The sequence below is a fragment of the Neisseria subflava genome (assembly GCF_003044645.1).
Lineage (GTDB): Bacteria > Pseudomonadota > Gammaproteobacteria > Burkholderiales > Neisseriaceae > Neisseria > Neisseria subflava_B.
Genome location: NZ_POXL01000002.1, coordinates 317,610 through 334,288, shown reverse-complemented (window position 1 = coordinate 334,288; position 16,679 = coordinate 317,610). Strand labels below are relative to the sequence as shown.

At 52.3% G+C, this 16,679-nt stretch carries 14 protein-coding genes; 5 read left to right on the top strand and 9 right to left on the bottom strand.

Annotated elements, in window-relative coordinates:
• Positions 1–53: 53 nt before the first annotated feature.
• Positions 54–2,156: a TonB-dependent siderophore receptor gene (locus tag DBY97_RS03470; protein WP_107857428.1), complete on the bottom strand. Its 2,103-nt coding sequence runs from the start codon at positions 2,154–2,156 to the stop codon at positions 54–56.
• A 416-nt stretch (positions 2,157–2,572) separates the two neighbouring features.
• Here DBY97_RS03470 and groES point away from each other — a divergent pair, with 416 nt between their 5' ends.
• A complete protein-coding gene (gene groES, locus DBY97_RS03465) occupies positions 2,573–2,860 on the top strand; it encodes a co-chaperone GroES (protein WP_003684150.1) in 288 nt (95 codons plus the stop codon).
• Positions 2,861–2,958: 98 nt separating this feature from the next.
• Positions 2,959–4,593: a chaperonin GroEL gene (gene groL, locus DBY97_RS03460; protein ID WP_107857427.1), complete on the top strand. Its 1,635-nt coding sequence runs from the start codon at positions 2,959–2,961 to the stop codon at positions 4,591–4,593.
• Between the two features lie 303 nt (positions 4,594–4,896).
• Here the strand turns inward: groL and katA are convergent, their stop codons facing one another.
• From katA to accB, 4 genes are all read right to left on the bottom strand, one after another.
• On the bottom strand, positions 4,897–6,411 hold the full coding sequence (katA, locus tag DBY97_RS03455; protein WP_107857426.1) for a catalase KatA: 1,515 nt from the start codon (positions 6,409–6,411) through the stop codon (positions 4,897–4,899).
• A 296-nt stretch (positions 6,412–6,707) separates the two neighbouring features.
• The gene (accC, locus tag DBY97_RS03450; protein ID WP_107857425.1) at positions 6,708–8,069 is read right to left on the bottom strand and encodes an acetyl-CoA carboxylase biotin carboxylase subunit; all 1,362 of its coding nucleotides are present in this window, start codon (positions 8,067–8,069) and stop codon (positions 6,708–6,710) included.
• 28 nt (positions 8,070–8,097) lie between these two features.
• Positions 8,098–8,292 (bottom strand): YqaE/Pmp3 family membrane protein, encoded by a 195-nt coding sequence (locus DBY97_RS03445; RefSeq protein ID WP_039862547.1) that lies wholly within the window; start codon positions 8,290–8,292, stop codon positions 8,098–8,100.
• Between the two features lie 71 nt (positions 8,293–8,363).
• Positions 8,364–8,822, bottom strand: coding sequence for an acetyl-CoA carboxylase biotin carboxyl carrier protein (gene accB, locus DBY97_RS03440; protein WP_107857424.1), 459 nt, complete (start codon positions 8,820–8,822; stop codon positions 8,364–8,366).
• A gap of 355 nt (positions 8,823–9,177) precedes the next feature.
• Between accB and queA the strand changes: the two genes are divergently transcribed.
• Positions 9,178–10,206: a tRNA preQ1(34) S-adenosylmethionine ribosyltransferase-isomerase QueA gene (queA, locus tag DBY97_RS03435; protein ID WP_107857423.1), complete on the top strand. Its 1,029-nt coding sequence runs from the start codon at positions 9,178–9,180 to the stop codon at positions 10,204–10,206.
• Positions 10,207–10,413: 207 nt separating this feature from the next.
• Here queA and gyrB read toward each other — a convergent pair whose 3' ends face one another.
• The 4 genes from gyrB to DBY97_RS03415 all read right to left on the bottom strand — a co-directional run bounded on the left by gyrB (position 10,414) and on the right by DBY97_RS03415 (position 15,190).
• A complete protein-coding gene (gene gyrB / locus DBY97_RS03430; RefSeq protein ID WP_101756186.1) occupies positions 10,414–12,804 on the bottom strand; it encodes a DNA topoisomerase (ATP-hydrolyzing) subunit B in 2,391 nt (796 codons plus the stop codon).
• Between the two features lie 194 nt (positions 12,805–12,998).
• The gene (gene prmA, locus DBY97_RS03425; protein WP_049328929.1) at positions 12,999–13,886 is read right to left on the bottom strand and encodes a 50S ribosomal protein L11 methyltransferase; all 888 of its coding nucleotides are present in this window, start codon (positions 13,884–13,886) and stop codon (positions 12,999–13,001) included.
• Positions 13,887–13,975: 89 nt separating this feature from the next.
• A complete protein-coding gene (gene dapB / locus DBY97_RS03420; RefSeq protein WP_107857422.1) occupies positions 13,976–14,785 on the bottom strand; it encodes a 4-hydroxy-tetrahydrodipicolinate reductase in 810 nt (269 codons plus the stop codon).
• Positions 14,786–14,794: 9 nt separating this feature from the next.
• Complete coding sequence (locus tag DBY97_RS03415; protein WP_107857473.1) at positions 14,795–15,190, bottom strand: outer membrane protein assembly factor BamE; 396 nt, start codon at positions 15,188–15,190, stop codon at positions 14,795–14,797.
• A 151-nt stretch (positions 15,191–15,341) separates the two neighbouring features.
• Here DBY97_RS03415 and fur point away from each other — a divergent pair, with 151 nt between their 5' ends.
• Complete coding sequence (fur, locus tag DBY97_RS03410; protein ID WP_003682812.1) at positions 15,342–15,839, top strand: ferric iron uptake transcriptional regulator; 498 nt, start codon at positions 15,342–15,344, stop codon at positions 15,837–15,839.
• Between the two features lie 77 nt (positions 15,840–15,916).
• Positions 15,917–16,663 carry a leucyl/phenylalanyl-tRNA--protein transferase gene (aat, locus tag DBY97_RS03405; RefSeq protein ID WP_107857472.1) on the top strand — a complete coding sequence of 249 codons (747 nt, stop codon included), beginning with the start codon at positions 15,917–15,919 and terminating at the stop codon, positions 16,661–16,663.
• Positions 16,664–16,679: the final 16 nt, after the last annotated feature.

Here is a 16,679-nt window from a genome sequence, read left to right as displayed (position 1 = left end):
CTAGATGCCGTCTGAAAACTTTTGTTTTCAGACGGCTTTTTCAAGCTGATTGCTTAGAAGCGGTAGTTCACGCCCAAGCGTACATCACGTCCGGTACCTGGTAGGGTATTGGTCCAGCGTTGGCTGTGCGGATAGTAGAACTTGTTAAACACGTTGTTGACTGAAAGATTGACATTGAGCGTGTCTTTGCCCAGCGGTTTCCAGTTGGCGAAGACATCGTTCACACCGAAACCTTGGCGTACAACGTTTTCCAGTTTGCCGTCGCGACCTTTTTGACCCGCCACCAATATCGAACCCACGGCTTTTTGAACATAGCGTCCGCGCCAGCCGATTTCCAGATTCGGATTTTGGAAGCGGTAGGCAAGGGAGGCCGTCCAAGTGCGGCCGGTTTGTGCGCCAAACTCGGGGTTCGCGCTTAACAATTTATCTTTGTGCGTATCGTAAAAACGCGGTTTGCTGTGGCTTACGCCGACTTTGGCAGTCAGGCCGCCTGTACGGTAGGACGCGCCTAATTCGTAACCGTGGTTTTTGACGTAGCCGGCGTTGACGGCTTCACGGATGGCGACAGAGTCGTGGCGGTTTTGCGGATTGGCAAGCGCGTCTTTGATGGTCTGCCAGAAGTAGCTGCCGTTTGCGGCAAACGTGCCGTCGTTGTAGTTGAAGCCGATTTCGGTATTGCGCGCGCGTTCAGCTTTAGTGCCGTCGGCAATCGAGATGATGCCGCGTTTGCCGTGGGTTTGCAGCGCGTCATACAGGCGCGGGCTGCGGCTGGCGTAGTTGTGGCTTATGCTGAAGCTCAAGTTTTCGACAGGTTGGTAAATTACGCCCAGACTCGGGTTGACTTTGCCGTCTGAAACCGATTTGCCGTCATGGGTTTTGATATCGAAATGGTCGTAACGCAGACCGCCGGTCAGGGTAACATCGCCGATATCTTGGATGGCTTCGACATACACGCCGTAATCGGTTTTGGTCGGGTTGGTCAGGCTGTATCCGCGTACCAGACTTCGCAGGGCGGCATTGGTGCTGGTGTATTGCGAATTCAGGAAGGTATGAGGTTTGATTTCCTGATGGCGGTAGTTGACACCGTATTTCAACAGGGTTTTTTCGGCAAGGCGGCTGTCGAAGTTGATATTTGCACCTTTGGTGGTGATTTTGGTTGTGGTCGGACCTGCCACATTGCCTGCGTAACCGCTGCCGCTGTCATCGGCGGAATAGCGTTCGTTTTCCAACACATAGGCGTTGGCGTTCAGTTTTTCGACAAAGCCCAAGTTTTTACCCGTGTACTCCAAGTTGGTGTTGGATTGGGTAGTTTCACGGTATGAGGGTTTCTGCCTGTCTTTTGCAGGGTCGGACTCGAAGATTGTAAACTCTTCACGCACAGTACGGATGCCCCGGTGCTGGTCTTTCATGTGGCTCAACACGATGCGGTGGTCGCCGTCGCCGAAGGTTGTTCCGATTTTGGCCAGGTAGCTGCGTTTGTCCAGTGCGCTGTAAGGTACGGTTTTGCCGCCGTTGGGACTTTTGTAGCCTTTACCTGCTTCGTAATCTTTTTCATCGTTGCGGTTGTAAGAGAATAAGCCGTCGAAGTTGCCGGCTTTTCCGAACACGCTGGCGCCGTAGTTTACGCCGTCATTGCTGGCATAGCCGCTGCTGAGGCGCACGCCCCAGTTTTTGTCCAAACCTTTTAGCAAGTCTTCGGCATCAACTGTTTTAGTAATAATCGCGCCGTTGGTCGCGCCAATACCGGCAGATGCCGAGCCTGCGCCTTTCTGTACGGAGACGATTTTGACCAGCGCAGGGTCGATGATGAAACGGCCTTGGTGATACAGTATTTGGCTGTCGGAATAGGCGTTGTCCACCTTGATGTCGACAGAGTTCTGACCCATGCCGCGCAAGGTCATGTGTTGGGATGTGCCGTTACCGCCGCCGAAATCGATGGCAGGTTCTTCTTTTAACAATTCGCGCAAATCGGTTGATGTGCTTTCGTCTTTTTGACGAAGGGTGACGATATTGGTTTTGATTTTGCTGCCTTGGCGGTCACCTTTAACGGTAACGGTATCAAGCACAACATTGTCTTTGGCTTCATTTTCTGCGTGTGCAAAACCGGCCGCCAGTGTCAGTGACAGCAGGCTCAGTCGGAATAGGGGCGTATTCATTGAGAAATGTCCTTAATAAAATGACAGTAATAAAAAATAAAAGCAAATAAAGAGAAATTATCTTTAAAATATGCAATTAAGAATAATCATCATTTATAATAATGCATTAAAAAGAAATAGTTGTAAAGAGTTGTGTTGCATTTGTAAAGAAATTGTGTTGTTTTTAAACGAATTTTGCAGTTTGTATGTCAGGCCGTCTGAAAAATAAGTGATCGGGCATTTTTGCGTATGAAAATATTTGGAAAGACTGCATAGAATTTTTTACTTTTTCCCTTGAATTTGTCGCAAACAACCCAAATCTACCCGCCATTACGGCAGGCTTTCTACTAAGTGTGCCGCTATTTTCAAGCAAACCGTGTCTGTCATGTCCGACAGACAATTGTTTTCAATCTATTTATTTATCGGAGCATTAAGACATGACCATCCGCCCTTTACACGACCGCGTAGTCGTCAAACGCTTAGAAGCTGAAGAAAAAACCGCCTCCGGCATCGTTTTGCCGGGTGCGGCTGCTGAAAAACCCGACATGGGCGAAGTAATCGCCGTGGGTGCGGGCAAAATCGGTAAAGACGGCGAGCGCCGTCCGCTGGATGTCAAAGTCGGCGACAAAGTGATCTTCGGCAAATACAGCGGTCAAACTGTAAAAGCCGACGGCGAAGAGTTGTTGGTAATGCGTGAAGAAGACATCTTCGGTATCGTTGAATAATTGTTGAATTAAGTTTCAGAACCAAAGGCCGTCTGAATCAAACATGAAGTTTTCAGACGGCCTCGAACAGATTTTTAATATTGATTTGGAGAATTTAAATGGCAGCAAAAGACGTACAATTTGGCAATGAAGTTCGCCAAAAAATGGTAAACGGCGTCAATGTATTGGCAAACGCCGTACGCGTAACTTTGGGCCCTAAAGGCCGCAACGTGGTACTCGACCGCGCTTTCGGCGGCCCGCACATCACTAAAGACGGTGTGTCTGTTGCAAAAGAAATCGAATTGAAAGACAAATTCGAAAACATGGGCGCGCAAATGGTGAAAGAAGTTGCGTCCAAAACCAACGACGTAGCCGGCGACGGTACCACTACTGCAACCGTATTGGCACAATCCATCGTTGCCGAAGGCATGAAATATGTGACCGCCGGCATGAACCCGACCGACCTGAAACGCGGCATCGACAAAGCCGTTGCCGCTTTGGTTGAAGAGCTGAAAAACATCGCCAAACCTTGCGATACTTCTAAAGAAATCGCCCAAGTCGGCTCTATTTCCGCCAACTCTGACGAACAAGTCGGCGCGATTATCGCCGAAGCGATGGAAAAAGTCGGCAAAGAAGGCGTGATTACCGTTGAAGACGGCAAATCTTTGGAAAACGAGCTGGACGTAGTTGAAGGTATGCAGTTCGATCGCGGCTACCTGTCTCCTTACTTCATCAATGACGCTGAAAAACAAATCGCTGCTTTGGACAATCCGTTTGTATTGTTGTTCGACAAAAAAATCAGCAACATCCGCGACCTGCTGCCTGTTTTGGAACAAGTGGCCAAAGCCAGCCGTCCGCTGTTGATTATCGCTGAAGACGTAGAAGGCGAAGCCTTGGCGACTTTGGTGGTGAACAACATCCGCGGCATCCTGAAAACCGTTGCCGTGAAAGCCCCTGGCTTCGGCGACCGCCGCAAAGCCATGTTGCAAGACATCGCCATCCTGACCGGCGGCGTAGTGATTTCCGAAGAAGTCGGCCTGTCTTTGGAAAAAGCGACTTTGGACGACTTGGGTCAAGCCAAGCGCATCGAAATCGGTAAAGAAAACACCACCATCATCGACGGTTTCGGCGACGCAGCCAAAATCGAAGCGCGTGTTGCCGAAATCCGCCAACAAATCGAAACCGCAACCAGCGAATACGACAAAGAAAAACTGCAAGAGCGCGTGGCTAAATTGGCCGGCGGTGTGGCAGTGATCAAAGTCGGTGCCGCTACCGAAGTGGAAATGAAAGAGAAAAAAGACCGCGTGGAAGACGCGCTGCACGCTACCCGCGCAGCCGTTGAAGAAGGCGTGGTTGCAGGCGGCGGCGTAGCCCTGTTGCGTGCCCGTGCTGCTTTGGAAAACCTGCACACCGGCAATGCCGACCAAGACGCAGGCGTACAAATCGTATTGCGCGCCGTTGAGTCTCCGCTGCGCCAAATCGTTGCCAACGCAGGCGGTGAGCCTAGCGTAGTCGTCAACAAAGTGTTGGAAGGCAAAGGCAACTACGGTTACAACGCAGGCTCCGGCGAATACGGCGACATGATCGAAATGGGCGTACTCGACCCCGCCAAAGTAACCCGTTCTGCGCTGCAACACGCCGCATCTATCGCCGGCCTGATGCTGACCACAGACTGCATGATCGCTGAAATCCCTGAAGAAAAACCTGCTATGCCTGATATGGGCGGCATGGGTGGTATGGGCGGCATGATGTAAGGCCGTCTGAACCCTTCAGATAAAAAGCAAAACCGCACGGCAAGCAGCCGTGCGGTTTTTTATTTGTCAGTAGAAGCATGAGATGGTGAGGGGCATGCCATGATTTACGGAGAAATAAGGGCAGCCAGTTCCATTGAATCAGAAGCAATCAAATAAACTTCATCATCAAAAAAAGCCGTCTGAAACTTGATTTTGTGTTTCAGACGGCCTTCTTAATGATCTAAACCGTTACTTTTTGCTCGAACGGCTGTATCGGACAGCTTGAGACAAGATTTCTTCAATTTCTATCCACATAATGCCTCCTTACAGTAAACCAGGTTGACCTAAAGCCGGGTCGTTAGCTCGTGCTGCTTGGGCATCTTCGACAGTCAGTCCAAGGGCTTTGGCTACGCCTTCGCCGTATGCCGGATCGCAACGGTAGCAGTTGCGTATATGGCGGTATTTGATGAAGTCTGGTGCATCGCCCATGGCTGCGGCGGTGTTGTCGAACAAAGCCTGTTTCTGTGCGTCGCTCATCAGGTTAAACAAGGCGCGCGGTTGGCTGAAATAGTCGTCATCATCTTGTCGGTAGTCCCAGTGCGCCGCATCGCCGTTGATTTTCAAAGGCGGTTCGGCGAAGTCGGGTTGTTGCTGCCATTGGCCGAAGCTGTTGGGTTCGTAGTGTGGCAGGCTGCCGTAGTTGCCGTCGGCACGGCCTTGTCCGTCACGTTGGTTGCTGTGAACAGGGCAACGTGGGCGGTTGACAGGGATTTGGCGGAAGTTTACGCCCAAACGGTAGCGCTGCGCATCGGCGTAATTGAACAAACGCGCTTGCAGCATTTTGTCGGGGCTGGCGCCGATACCGGGAACGAGGTTGCTCGGTGCGAAGGCGGATTGTTCCACATCGGCGAAGAAGTTTTCGGGATTGCGGTTTAACTCGAATTCGCCCACTTCAATCAGCGGATAGTCTTTTTTCGGCCAAACTTTGGTCAAATCAAACGGATGATAAGGCACTTTTTCCGCATCGGCTTCAGGCATGACTTGGATGTACATCGTCCATTTTGGAAACTCACCGCGCTCGATGGCTTCGTACAGGTCGCGCTGGTGGCTTTCGCGGTCATCGGCGATGATTTTTGCGGCTTCTTCGTTGGTTAGGTTTTTAATGCCTTGCTGGCTGCGGAAATGGAATTTCACCCAAAAACGCTCGCCCGCTTCGTTCCAGAAGCTGTAAGTATGCGAACCGAAGCCGTGCATATGGCGGTAGCTGGCGGGGATGCCGCGGTCGCTCATGACGATGGTGACTTGGTGCAGAGCTTCGGGCAGCAGCGTCCAGAAGTCCCAGTTGTTTGTGGCGGAGCGCATATTGGTGCGCGGGTCGCGTTTGACGGCTTTGTTCAGGTCGGGGAATTTACGCGGGTCGCGCAGGAAGAACACGGGCGTGTTGTTGCCGACCATATCCCAGTTGCCTTCTTCGGTATAGAACTTCAGCGCAAAGCCACGGATGTCGCGTTCCGCATCGGCTGCGCCGCGCTCGCCTGCCACGGTGGTGAAACGGGCGAACATTTCGGTTTTCTTGCCGACTTCGCTGAAGATTTTGGCGTGGGTGTATTTGGTGATGTCGTGCGTCACGGTAAACGTACCGAACGCGCCCGAACCTTTGGCGTGCATACGGCGTTCGGGGATGACTTCGCGCACGAAGTCGGCGAGTTTTTCATTCAGCCACAAATCCTGTGCCAGTAGAGGGCCGCGCGGACCGGCGGTCAGGCTGTTTTGATTGTCAGCAACGGGCGCGCCGTTGTTCATGGTCAGATGGGTGACTGGGCATTTAGAGATAGACATAGTGATTTCCTTTGTGAAGTTGTTATAGGTTGATGAAACGGTTTCCAGGATGGAATGCTTCTATATAAAATATAATAAATTTTCAATATCGATATTTAAATATAGTTTGCGTTAAGCTATGAATCAAACTATACAGAAAGGTTTTAACTATTGGAACTATGAAACCGATTTAGAATAAATATTATTAATTAATAATCTAATATTGTTTGTTTTTATAAATGATAGTGTTATAAAAAAGGCCGTCTGAAACTTTATTTTGCGTTTCAGACGGCCTGATTTTTAGTCAAAACAAGGGATTATTTAGCCTGTTTGGCTTTGCGTTCTTCCAGCCAGTGTTCCAAGTAGTGGATGCTGACACCACCTTTTTGGAAACCCGGATCGCTGAATAAGTCACGGTGCAGCGGCGTATTGGTTTTGATGCCGGTAATTGCCAGCTCATCGAGGGCAACGCGCATTTTGGCCATGGCTTGGTCGCGGTCTTTACCGACGACACAGATTTTGCCGATCAGACTGTCGTAGTAAGGAGGGATGCGGTAGCCTTGATAAATATGGCTGTCAATGCGGACGCCGAAGCCGCCGGGCAGGTGGCAGCTTTCAATCAGGCCCGGGCTTGGAATGAAGTTGTACGGGTCTTCGGCGTTGATACGGCACTCAAACGCATGGCCTTCAACTTGGATGTCTTCCTGTTTGTATTGCAAAGGCAGGCCGGATGCGATGCGCAATTGCTCTTGGACGATGTCCACGCCGGTGATGAGCTCGGTAACCGGATGCTCAACCTGAACGCGTGTGTTCATCTCGATAAAGAAGAATTCGCCGTCTTCGTACAGGAATTCAAACGTACCTGCGCCGCGATAACCGATGCGTTTGCAAGCGTCGGCACAGGCTTTGCCGATTTTGGCACGTTCTTCTTCAGTGATGAATGGAGCCGGTGCTTCCTCGATGACTTTTTGGTGGCGGCGCTGCATGGAGCAGTCGCGCTCGGCGAGGTAGATGGCGTTGCCGTGTTCGTCGGCAATCACTTGGATTTCGACGTGGCGCGGACGTTGCAGGTAGCGTTCCATGTAAACCATCGGGTTGCCGAATGCCGCGCCTGCTTCGGCTTTGGTCATTTCGACAGACTGGAGGAGGTCTTCTTTTTTCTCGACGACGCGCATACCGCGGCCGCCGCCGCCGCCGGAGGCTTTGATAATGACGGGATAACCGACTTTATCGGCGATTTTGAGGATTTCTTCGCCGTCGTCCGGCAATGCGCCGTCAGAGCCGGGAACGCAAGGCACGCCGGCTTCGATCATGGCGTGTTTGGCGGATACTTTGTCGCCCATCAGACGGATGGTGTCGGCTTTAGGGCCGATGAAGACAAAGCCGGATTGTTCGACTTGTTCGGCAAAATTGGCGTTTTCGGCGAGGAAGCCGTAGCCCGGGTGGATGCCGTCGGCTTCGGTTACTTCGGCAGCTGCGATGAGGGCGGGAATGTTGAGGTAGCTTTGTGCGGATGCGGCAGGGCCAATGCACACGGATTCGTCGGCGAGTTTGACGTGCAGGCTGTCTTTGTCGGCTTCGGAATGGACGGCGACGGTGGCGATGCCCATTTCACGGCAGGCACGCAGGACGCGCAGGGCGATTTCGCCCCGGTTGGCGATCAATACTTTTTTCAGCATGATAATCTTTCCGGATGGTTCAGACGGCCTATTGTCGGCCGCCTAATGCGTTGCGGATTTTTTGGTCGGTTTTGTATTGGCTCAAGGCGTAGACCGACCACATGGCTGCCGGTATCCAGCCAACCAGTGTACATTGCAGAATCAGACAGATGATGCCTGCAAACGGACGGCCGATGGTGAAAAACTGCAGCCATGGCAAGAAAATAGCCAAAATCAGACGCATGGTTTGTCCTTAATGAACAGAAAAAGGAATTTCAGACGGCCTTAAAGATAAAGGCCGTCTGAAAAAACGGATTATTCAATGATGAAGAGCGGCTCGCCGTATTCGACCGGAGTACCGTTTTCAACCAGAATTTCTTTAACGACACCGGATTTCTCGGCTTCGATTTCGTTCATCAGCTTCATGGCTTCGATGATGCACAAAGTATCGCCGGCTTTTACTTGTTTACCTACTTCAACGAAAGCAGCGGCGTTCGGGCCGGGAGCGCGATAGAAAGTACCGACCATAGGTGATTTTTGCGCGTTGGTCAAATCGCGAGCGGCAGCGGCGGCGGCCGGAGCGGCTGCGGCCGGAGCAGCGGCAGGGGCGGCAACCGGAGCGGCTGCGGCAGGTGCCGGAGCAGCATAAATAGGAGCTGCGGCGGCAGTGGTACGCGTAATGCGGACTTTTTCTTCGCCTTCGGTAACTTCAATTTCTGCAATGCCTGATTCTTCGACCAAATCAATCAGTTTTTTCAATTTACGCAAATCCATTGCTTTTCCTTTTTAGCGCGGCATAAAGTGCATATTGGGTATGCGCCGCTGTGGTTTTAGATGATTTCCTGAGACGTCGGAAGGCAGGTTTGCCATCCGGCGTTTAAATAATGTCGGAACAGGGCGGAGCCTGAGAAATGAATCTAGTTATTTTCCCGAACTTGTCGGTAAATGTCCAGTAAAAGATAGAAAAAAGGCGTTTTTCGGCGAAAAAAGAAAGGAACGCTGATTTTCGTTAAAAAGTGATTTCCCCAAGAGCGTTTATTCTAATTTATTGGTTTTTCGACAAAACATGCCGTCTGAAAACCAACTTTGCGCGTATAATGGCGCCTGTTTTTTTAAAGTATGCACGACAATGGATATTTCCGATTTTGATTTTGAATTGCCCGAAAAACTGATTGCCCAGCATCCTCCGGAAGTGCGCGGCAGCAGCAGGCTTCTGGTTGCCTTGCCTACATTGCCGATTGAAGACAAACATTTCGGCGATTTACCCGATTATGTCGCACCGGGCGATGTGCTGGTGTTTAACAATACCAAAGTGATGAAGGCGCGCCTGTTCGGCCAAAAAGCCAGCGGCGGCAAAATCGAAGCCTTGATTGAGCGGGTATTGGACGCGCATACCGCATTGGCGCATATCCGCTCGTCCAAATCGCCGAAACCGGGTACAGAATTGATTTTTGAAGGCGATATCCGTGCCGTCATGATAGAGCGTGCGGAAGAATTGTTTTGCCTGAAATTTGAAGGCGGGCAAACCGTTTACGAACTTTTAGAGCAAAACGGCCATCTGCCCTTGCCGCCTTATATCGAACGCGCGGCCGATGATGAAGACGACAGCCGCTATCAGACCGTGTACGCCAAATATCAAGGCGCAGTGGCCGCGCCGACAGCGGGTTTGCACTTTACCGATGAGTTGTTGGGCCGTCTGAAAGCCAAAGGCGTAGAAACCGCGGAAGTGACCCTGCACGTCGGTGCCGGCACATTCCAACCGGTGCGCGTCGATAAAATTGAAGAACACAAAATGCACAGTGAGTGGTTTGATGTACCTGCAGAAACCGTTGCCGCTGTTGAAGCCGCCAAAGCGCGCGGCAATAAGGTGTGGGCAGTGGGTACAACCTCCATGCGCGCCTTGGAATCCGCTGCACGCGAGACAGGCCGTCTGAAAGCCGGTCGCGGCGATACCGATATTTTCATTACGCCGGGCTACCGCTTCAATGTTGCCGACCGATTGATTACCAATTTCCACCTGCCCAAATCAACCTTGCTGATGCTTGTCAGCGCGTTTTCGGGCATGGAGCATATCCGCAGTGTTTACCGCCATGCGGTGGAACAGGAATACCGCTTTTTCAGCTATGGCGATGCGATGATTTTGGGGAAAGCGGAATAAATCGGAAGCGGATTGGAGCGTTTCAAACTGGTTATTTGGGATTGTCCCGAATCTGAATCAGTTGGAACGCTCCAAAATACTCGAATTAAAATAAATTATTAAAGTAAACGCGCGAAGTGGTTGGAATTTGAGTTATAAGAAATAAAACAAAAAACAAAAAGGCCGTCTGAAAATCGTTTTTTCAGACGGCCTTTTATCTTTCCATGCTTAGGCGTCGATGTTTTGTGCCAGCAGGGCGTTGTTTTCGATGAAGGCACGGCGCGGTTCGACTTCGTCGCCCATCAGAGTAACGAACACTTCGTCGGCGGCGATGGCGTCTTCGATGCGGACTTTCAGGAGGCGGCGGACGGTAGGATCCATCGTGGTTTCCCAAAGTTGTTCCGGGTTCATCTCGCCCAAGCCTTTGTATCGTTGGATGGACATGCCTTTTTGGGCAACGCTCATCAAGATGTCCAAAGCGGCTTCAAAGCTGTCGATGTCGTATTCGTTGTCTCCTTTGTAGAGCTTCGCCCCTTTGCCGACCATGCCTTTGAGTGCGGCGGCGGTTTGGGTAAGGGTTTGGTAGGCTTTGCTGTTGAGGAACTTAGGCTCGAGGTAGCTCACCATCACATTGCCGTGCAGCTTGCGTGTGATTTTGATGAACTGGTGTCCTTCGTGGCCTTCGATACGTTCGAGCGCGACTTCTTTTTCGTCCAAGAGGCCACTCAATTCGGCAACGGCGCGGTCTGCGCTTTCTGCCGTGCTAAGATCGACCGGCGAAGCGTGCAGCATGGCGTGCAGAACGAGTTCGTCAATGATGCGGCTTTCTTGCTCGATAACCGTTTTGGCCAACAGGAATTGTTTGGCGGTATTGGCAAGCTCTTCGCCTTCGATGGTGCGGCCGTCTGAAACAATTTTGGCTTTTTCCAAGGCCAAACCGAGCAGCCATTGGTCTTTTTCCAATTCGTCTTTGAGATAGCGCTCTTGTTTGCCGTATTTGGCTTTGTACAAAGGCGGCTGGGCGATGTAGATGTAGCCGCGTTCGACCAGCTCGGGCATTTGGCGGTAGAAGAAGGTCAGGAGCAGGGTGCGGATGTGCGCGCCGTCCACGTCGGCATCGGTCATGATGATGATGCGATGGTAGCGCAGTTTTTCGGCATTGAATTCTTCTTTGCCGATGCCTGCGCCTAGAGCGGTAATCAGCGTGGCGACTTCTTGGCTGGCCAGCATTTTTTCAAAACGTGCTTTTTCGACGTTCAAAATCTTACCTTTGAGCGGCAAAATCGCTTGGAATTTGCGGTCGCGGCCCTGCATGGCGGAACCGCCCGCGGAGTCACCCTCGACGAGGTAGAGTTCGGACAGGGCAGGGTCTTTTTCTTGGCAGTCGGCCAGTTTGCCCGGTAGGCCCAAACCGTCCATCACGCCTTTGCGGCGGGTAATTTCGCGTGCTTTGCGGGCGGCTTCGCGAGCGCGCGCGGCATCGACGATTTTGCTGGTGATGATTTTGGCTTCGGTCGGGTTTTCTTCAAGGAAGTCGGTCAAGGCTTGGTTGATGACTTCGTTGACAACGGGGCCGATTTCGCTGGAAACCAGTTTGTCTTTGGTTTGCGATGAGAATTTCGGGTCGGGCAGTTTGACGGACAAAACGCAGGTCAGGCCTTCACGCATATCGTCGCCGGCGGTTTCCACTTTGGCTTTTTTAGCCACTTCGTTGGCTTCGATATAGTTGTTGATGGTGCGGGTCATCACTTGGCGCAGCGCGGTCAGATGGGTGCCGCCGTCGCGTTGCGGAATGTTGTTGGTGAAACATTGCACGCTTTCTTGGTAGCTGTCGTTCCATTGCATCGCGCATTCGACGCTCATGCCGTCTTTTTCGCCGAACGCGTAGAAGATTTTTTCGTGCAACGGCGTTTTTTTTCGGTTCATGTATTGCACGAAGCCAGCCACGCCACCGGAAAGGGCGAAGCTTTCGTGTTTGCCGTCGCGCTCGTCAATCAATTCGATGTCCACGCCGTTGTTCAGGAAGGAAAGTTCGCGGATGCGTTTGGCGAGGATGTCGAAGCTGTATTCGACGTTGCCGAAGGTTTCCGCGCTGGCGAGGAAGCGCACGGTCGTGCCTTTTTTGTCGGAATCACCGACTACTCGCAACGGCTCTTCGGTTTCGCCGCGCACGAAGCGGACAAAGTGTTCTTTGCCGTCGCGGTAGATGGTCAGCGTTACCCAGTCGGACAGCGCGTTGACGACGGACACGCCCACGCCGTGCAGGCCGCCGGAGATTTTGTAGCTGTTGTTGTCGAATTTGCCGCCTGCGTGCAAGACGGTCATGATGACTTCGGCGGCGGAGCGGCCTTCTTTAGGGTGGATGCCGGTCGGCATGCCGCGGCCGTTGTCGGCCACGCTGACGGAATTGTCGGCATGGATGGTTACGGTGATTTTGTCGCAATGTCCGGCGAGCGCTTCGTCAATGGCGTTGTCGAGCACCTCGAACACCATGTGGTGCAGGCCGCTGCCGTCCTGCGTGTCGCCGATATACATACCGGGGCGTTTGCGTACCGCTTCCAAGCCTTCCAGCACTTGTATGCTGTCGGCGCCGTATTCTTCATGTTTTTGGTCAGTCATGGTCTTTTCTTGCTGAATTTCAAGGAATTTTTCCGTGCGCGCAATGAAATGTCAAACGGGCGCGGCGGATGTGTTCCGAAAGGTCAAAATAATAGGTAATTATACCTGATTTTGCTGGAATATTCAGCGTTTTAAGTGCAAAAAGGCCGTCTGAAAGATTAAATTTCAGACGGCCTTTGTATCGGAAAACAGGTTTAGCGTTTGACGCCGCTCAATCGCGCCCAGCCTTCTTCGATTTCGGCAGGCTCGATGTCGAACCATTGGTTGTAAATGCCGCTGAGTTCTTCGACTTGTTCGTCCAAAAGACCGGACAAGACAATGCGGCCGCCTTGTTTGGTGCGTGCGGCAAGCATTTCGCCGAGCATACGCAGCGGGTTGGCCAGAATGTTGGCGACAACGACATCAAATTGGCCTTGCGGCAGGCCGTCCGGCAGGTAGAACTGCGCGTCGACGTTGTTTTGCGCGGCATTGTCTTTGCTGGCGCGGATGGCTTGTTCATCAATATCTACACCGATGGCGGAGCCTGCGCCGAGTTTGAGGGCGGCAATGGCCAAAATGCCTGAGCCGCAGCCGTAGTCCAACACGCTTTCGCCGCCTTTAAGCTGCGTGTCGAGCCATTTGAGGCAGAGGCGGGTGGTTGGATGGCTGCCTGTGCCGAAGGCAAGGCCAGGGTCGAGTTGCAGGTTGACGGCGTCGCCGTTGGGTGCTTCGTGCCAAGACGGGGTAATCCACAGGCGGTCGGAAATTTGAATCGGGTCGAATTGCGCTTGGGTCAGGCGTACCCAGTCTTGATCTTCAAGGATTTCGCCGGTGTATTTCAAATCGTTCAAACCGCATTCCTGCGCGGCGGCTTCGATAATGGAAGCGGCGTCGTCGCTTTCGCCGAAAAGGGCGATGACTTTGCTTTGTTGCCAGATCTGCTCGGTCGGCATGCCCGGTTCGCCGAAAATGGCCTGCTCGTTTTCTGTACCGGCGTAGGCATCTTCAATGGCGGCGGACAATGCGCCGTGTTCCATCAGCGCGTCGGCAAGGCGTTCGGCGACGGCATCGTTGACGTTGATGGTGATTTGTTGATAGGACATGGTGGGGCTTTCTTTTTAATAAGGCCGTCTGAAAATCGACGTTGTGCTTTCAGACGGCCTTGTAAGGTATGAAACCTGATGATGCGGGTTTATCGGTTTTTCAAACCCAGTACGTCTTGCATATCGTACAGGCCTTTTTTGCCGTTTGCCCAAACTGCGGCGCGTACGGCACCGGCGGCAAAGGTCATGCGGCTGCTGGCCTTGTGGGTGATTTCCACGCGCTCGCCGTCGGTGGCGAAGAGGGCGGTGTGGTCGCCGACGATGTCGCCTGCGCGGACGGTGGCAAAACCGATGGTGGATGGATCGCGCGGGCCGGTGTGGCCTTCGCGGCCGTAAACGGCGCATTCTTTGAGGTCGCGGCCGAGTGCGTCGGCAATGACTTCACCCATGCGCAACGCGGTGCCGCTTGGGGCATCGACTTTGTGGCGGTGGTGGCCTTCGATGATTTCGATGTCGTAGCCTTCGTTTAACACGCGGGCGACGGTGTCGAGGATATGGAAGGTCAGGTTGACACCGACGCTGAAGTTGGCGGCGAAGACAACGCCTATTTTTTCGCCTGCGGCTTGGATGGCGGCTTTGCCTGCATCATCAAAACCGGTCGTGCCGATGATGATGTTGACGCCTTTTTCCACGCATTTTTGCAGGTGTTTCAGGGTTGGCTCGGGACGGGTAAAGTCGATGAGGACATCGCTTTGAGCCAGTACGGCATCCACGTCGTCTGAAATAGTAACGCCGGTTTTGAGGCCGGAGGCAAAGCCTGCATCCAAACCCAATACTTCCGAACCGGAATGCTCGAGTGCGCCGGAGAGGACGGCATCGGGATGGTTGTTGACTGCTTCAATCAAAACGCGACCCATGCGGCCGTTGACGCCGGCAATGGCGATTTTCAATGCGCTCATGGGGTTTCCTTATTGCGGCTTGGTTTCGGTAGTCGAAACGACGTTTTGTCCGGCTTGAACCGCTTCGATGGATTTTTGAATGGCATCGCCTTCAGCGCGTGCGAGGACGTCGTTTTCAAAGTACAGGGTCAGGTTGCTTTGTTCTTTGATGATGCCATTGCGGCTGGTGTTGAAAGTGTAATCCCAGCGGTCGGCGTGGAAGGCGTCGCGCAGGAGCGGCGTACCGAGCAGCAGTTGGACTTGGTCGCGGGTCATACCTTGGCGCAGGGAAACCACGGCGCGGGGATTGAGCTCGTTACCTTGAATGATTTTGAGTTTGTAGGATGGAAAGTTGGATACGCGCTCGGCACTGCATGAGGCCAGACCTAAAATAGCGGCGATGGCAAGGCATAAGGCTTTATTCACGGGCTTACCTTTCTGTGTCATTTCGGGAAAGATGTTTATCATCGCTTGAATATTTTTAAAAAGCAAACGATAATCATCTTCTTAATTTTTCTTTTCGCCGATTTCCAATTGCAAGACCGGCGGCAGATTGCCGCCCTTTAACGGCCCAATAGTGGGCAAACGGGCGGAAAGTGCGTATTATAACGGTTATTACCTTACAGGGATATTGAATATTATGGAAAAATTCAGCAACATTGCGCAATTGAAAGACAGCGGTTTGAAAGTTACGGGTCCACGTTTGAAAATTTTGGACTTGTTCGAGACTCATGCCGAGGAGCATTTGAGTGCGGAAGATGTGTACCGTATCCTGTTGGAAGAGGGCGTGGAAATCGGCGTGGCTACGATTTACCGTGTGTTGACCCAGTTTGAACAGGCCGGCATTTTGCAACGCCACCACTTTGAAACCGGCAAAGCGGTTTACGAATTGGACAAAGGCGATCACCACGACCACATCGTTTGCGTGAAATGCGGCGAAGTAACCGAATTCCACAATCCGGAAATCGAAGCGCTGCAAGACAAAATTGCCGAAGAAAACGGCTACCGCATCGTCGATCACGCGCTGTATATGTACGGCGTATGCGGCGAATGCCAAACCAAAACCAAACGTTAAGCAGTTTGTATGTTGATTTTTCAGACGGCCTTGGGCATTTTCAGCCTGAGGCCGTCTGAAACTTTATGGGCTTTGCGATGAAGATTCCTTTTCTTGCACCACGGGATTATCGTTTCCCCGACCCGTCTTACGCTTTGGCCGAATGCGACGGCTTGGTCGGCGTCAGCGGCGATTTGGATACGGGGCGGCTGTTGTCGGCGTATGGGCAGGGGATTTTTCCGTGGTTTAGCCGCGACGGTTGGTTTTTCTGGTATGCGGTTGCGCCGCGAGCCGTGATTGTGCCGGAAAGCCTGCATATAGGCCGTTCGCTCGCCAAAACTTTGCGTCACAAGCCGTATCGGGTAACGGTCAACCGCTGTTTTGAAAAAGTGATTGCCCATTGCGCCAATGTGCCGCGTCCGGAACAGGACGGAACGTGGATAGAACCTGCGTTTCAGACGGCCTATTTGAAGCTGCACCATCAGGGGCATGCGCATTCGTTTGAATGCTGGCTGCCGGATGAGCAAGGCGAAATGCAGTTGGTAGGCGGGTTTTACGGCGTGCAAATCGGCTGCGTGTTTTATGGCGAGTCGATGTTTGCCTTGCGTCCCGATGCGTCCAAGATTGCGTTTGCCCGCGCCGTACCGTTTTTGGCGGATTTGGGCGTTGCGCTGATAGACTGTCAGCAGGATACCGAACATATGCGCCGTTTCGGTTCGCAGTTGATAGATTTCGCCGACTTTCAGACGGCCTTGAAGGATTTGAATGCGAAACCGTTAAAGCGGAATATCGAATGCGGCGTGGTGGCTGAAAATCTGCTGCAAAAGATTGGCGGCAAAGATTGATTTATCGGCACGGCGT

Excerpts from the sequence above, each read along its gene's own strand:
- DBY97_RS03470 (WP_107857428.1), bottom strand. The coding sequence starts at position 2,156 with ATGAATACGCCCCTATTCCGACTGAGCCTGCTGTCACTGACACTGGCG.
- groES (WP_003684150.1), top strand. The coding sequence starts at position 2,573 with ATGACCATCCGCCCTTTACACGACCGCGTAGTCGTCAAACGCTTAGAA.
- groL (WP_107857427.1), top strand. The coding sequence starts at position 2,959 with ATGGCAGCAAAAGACGTACAATTTGGCAATGAAGTTCGCCAAAAAATG.
- katA (WP_107857426.1), bottom strand. The coding sequence starts at position 6,411 with ATGTCTATCTCTAAATGCCCAGTCACCCATCTGACCATGAACAACGGC.
- accC (WP_107857425.1), bottom strand. The coding sequence starts at position 8,069 with ATGCTGAAAAAAGTATTGATCGCCAACCGGGGCGAAATCGCCCTGCGC.
- DBY97_RS03445 (WP_039862547.1), bottom strand. The coding sequence starts at position 8,292 with ATGCGTCTGATTTTGGCTATTTTCTTGCCATGGCTGCAGTTTTTCACC.
- accB (WP_107857424.1), bottom strand. The coding sequence starts at position 8,822 with ATGGATTTGCGTAAATTGAAAAAACTGATTGATTTGGTCGAAGAATCA.
- queA (WP_107857423.1), top strand. The coding sequence starts at position 9,178 with ATGGATATTTCCGATTTTGATTTTGAATTGCCCGAAAAACTGATTGCC.
- gyrB (WP_101756186.1), bottom strand. The coding sequence starts at position 12,804 with ATGACTGACCAAAAACATGAAGAATACGGCGCCGACAGCATACAAGTG.
- prmA (WP_049328929.1), bottom strand. The coding sequence starts at position 13,886 with ATGTCCTATCAACAAATCACCATCAACGTCAACGATGCCGTCGCCGAA.
- dapB (WP_107857422.1), bottom strand. The coding sequence starts at position 14,785 with ATGAGCGCATTGAAAATCGCCATTGCCGGCGTCAACGGCCGCATGGGT.
- aat (WP_107857472.1), top strand. The coding sequence starts at position 15,917 with ATGAAGATTCCTTTTCTTGCACCACGGGATTATCGTTTCCCCGACCCG.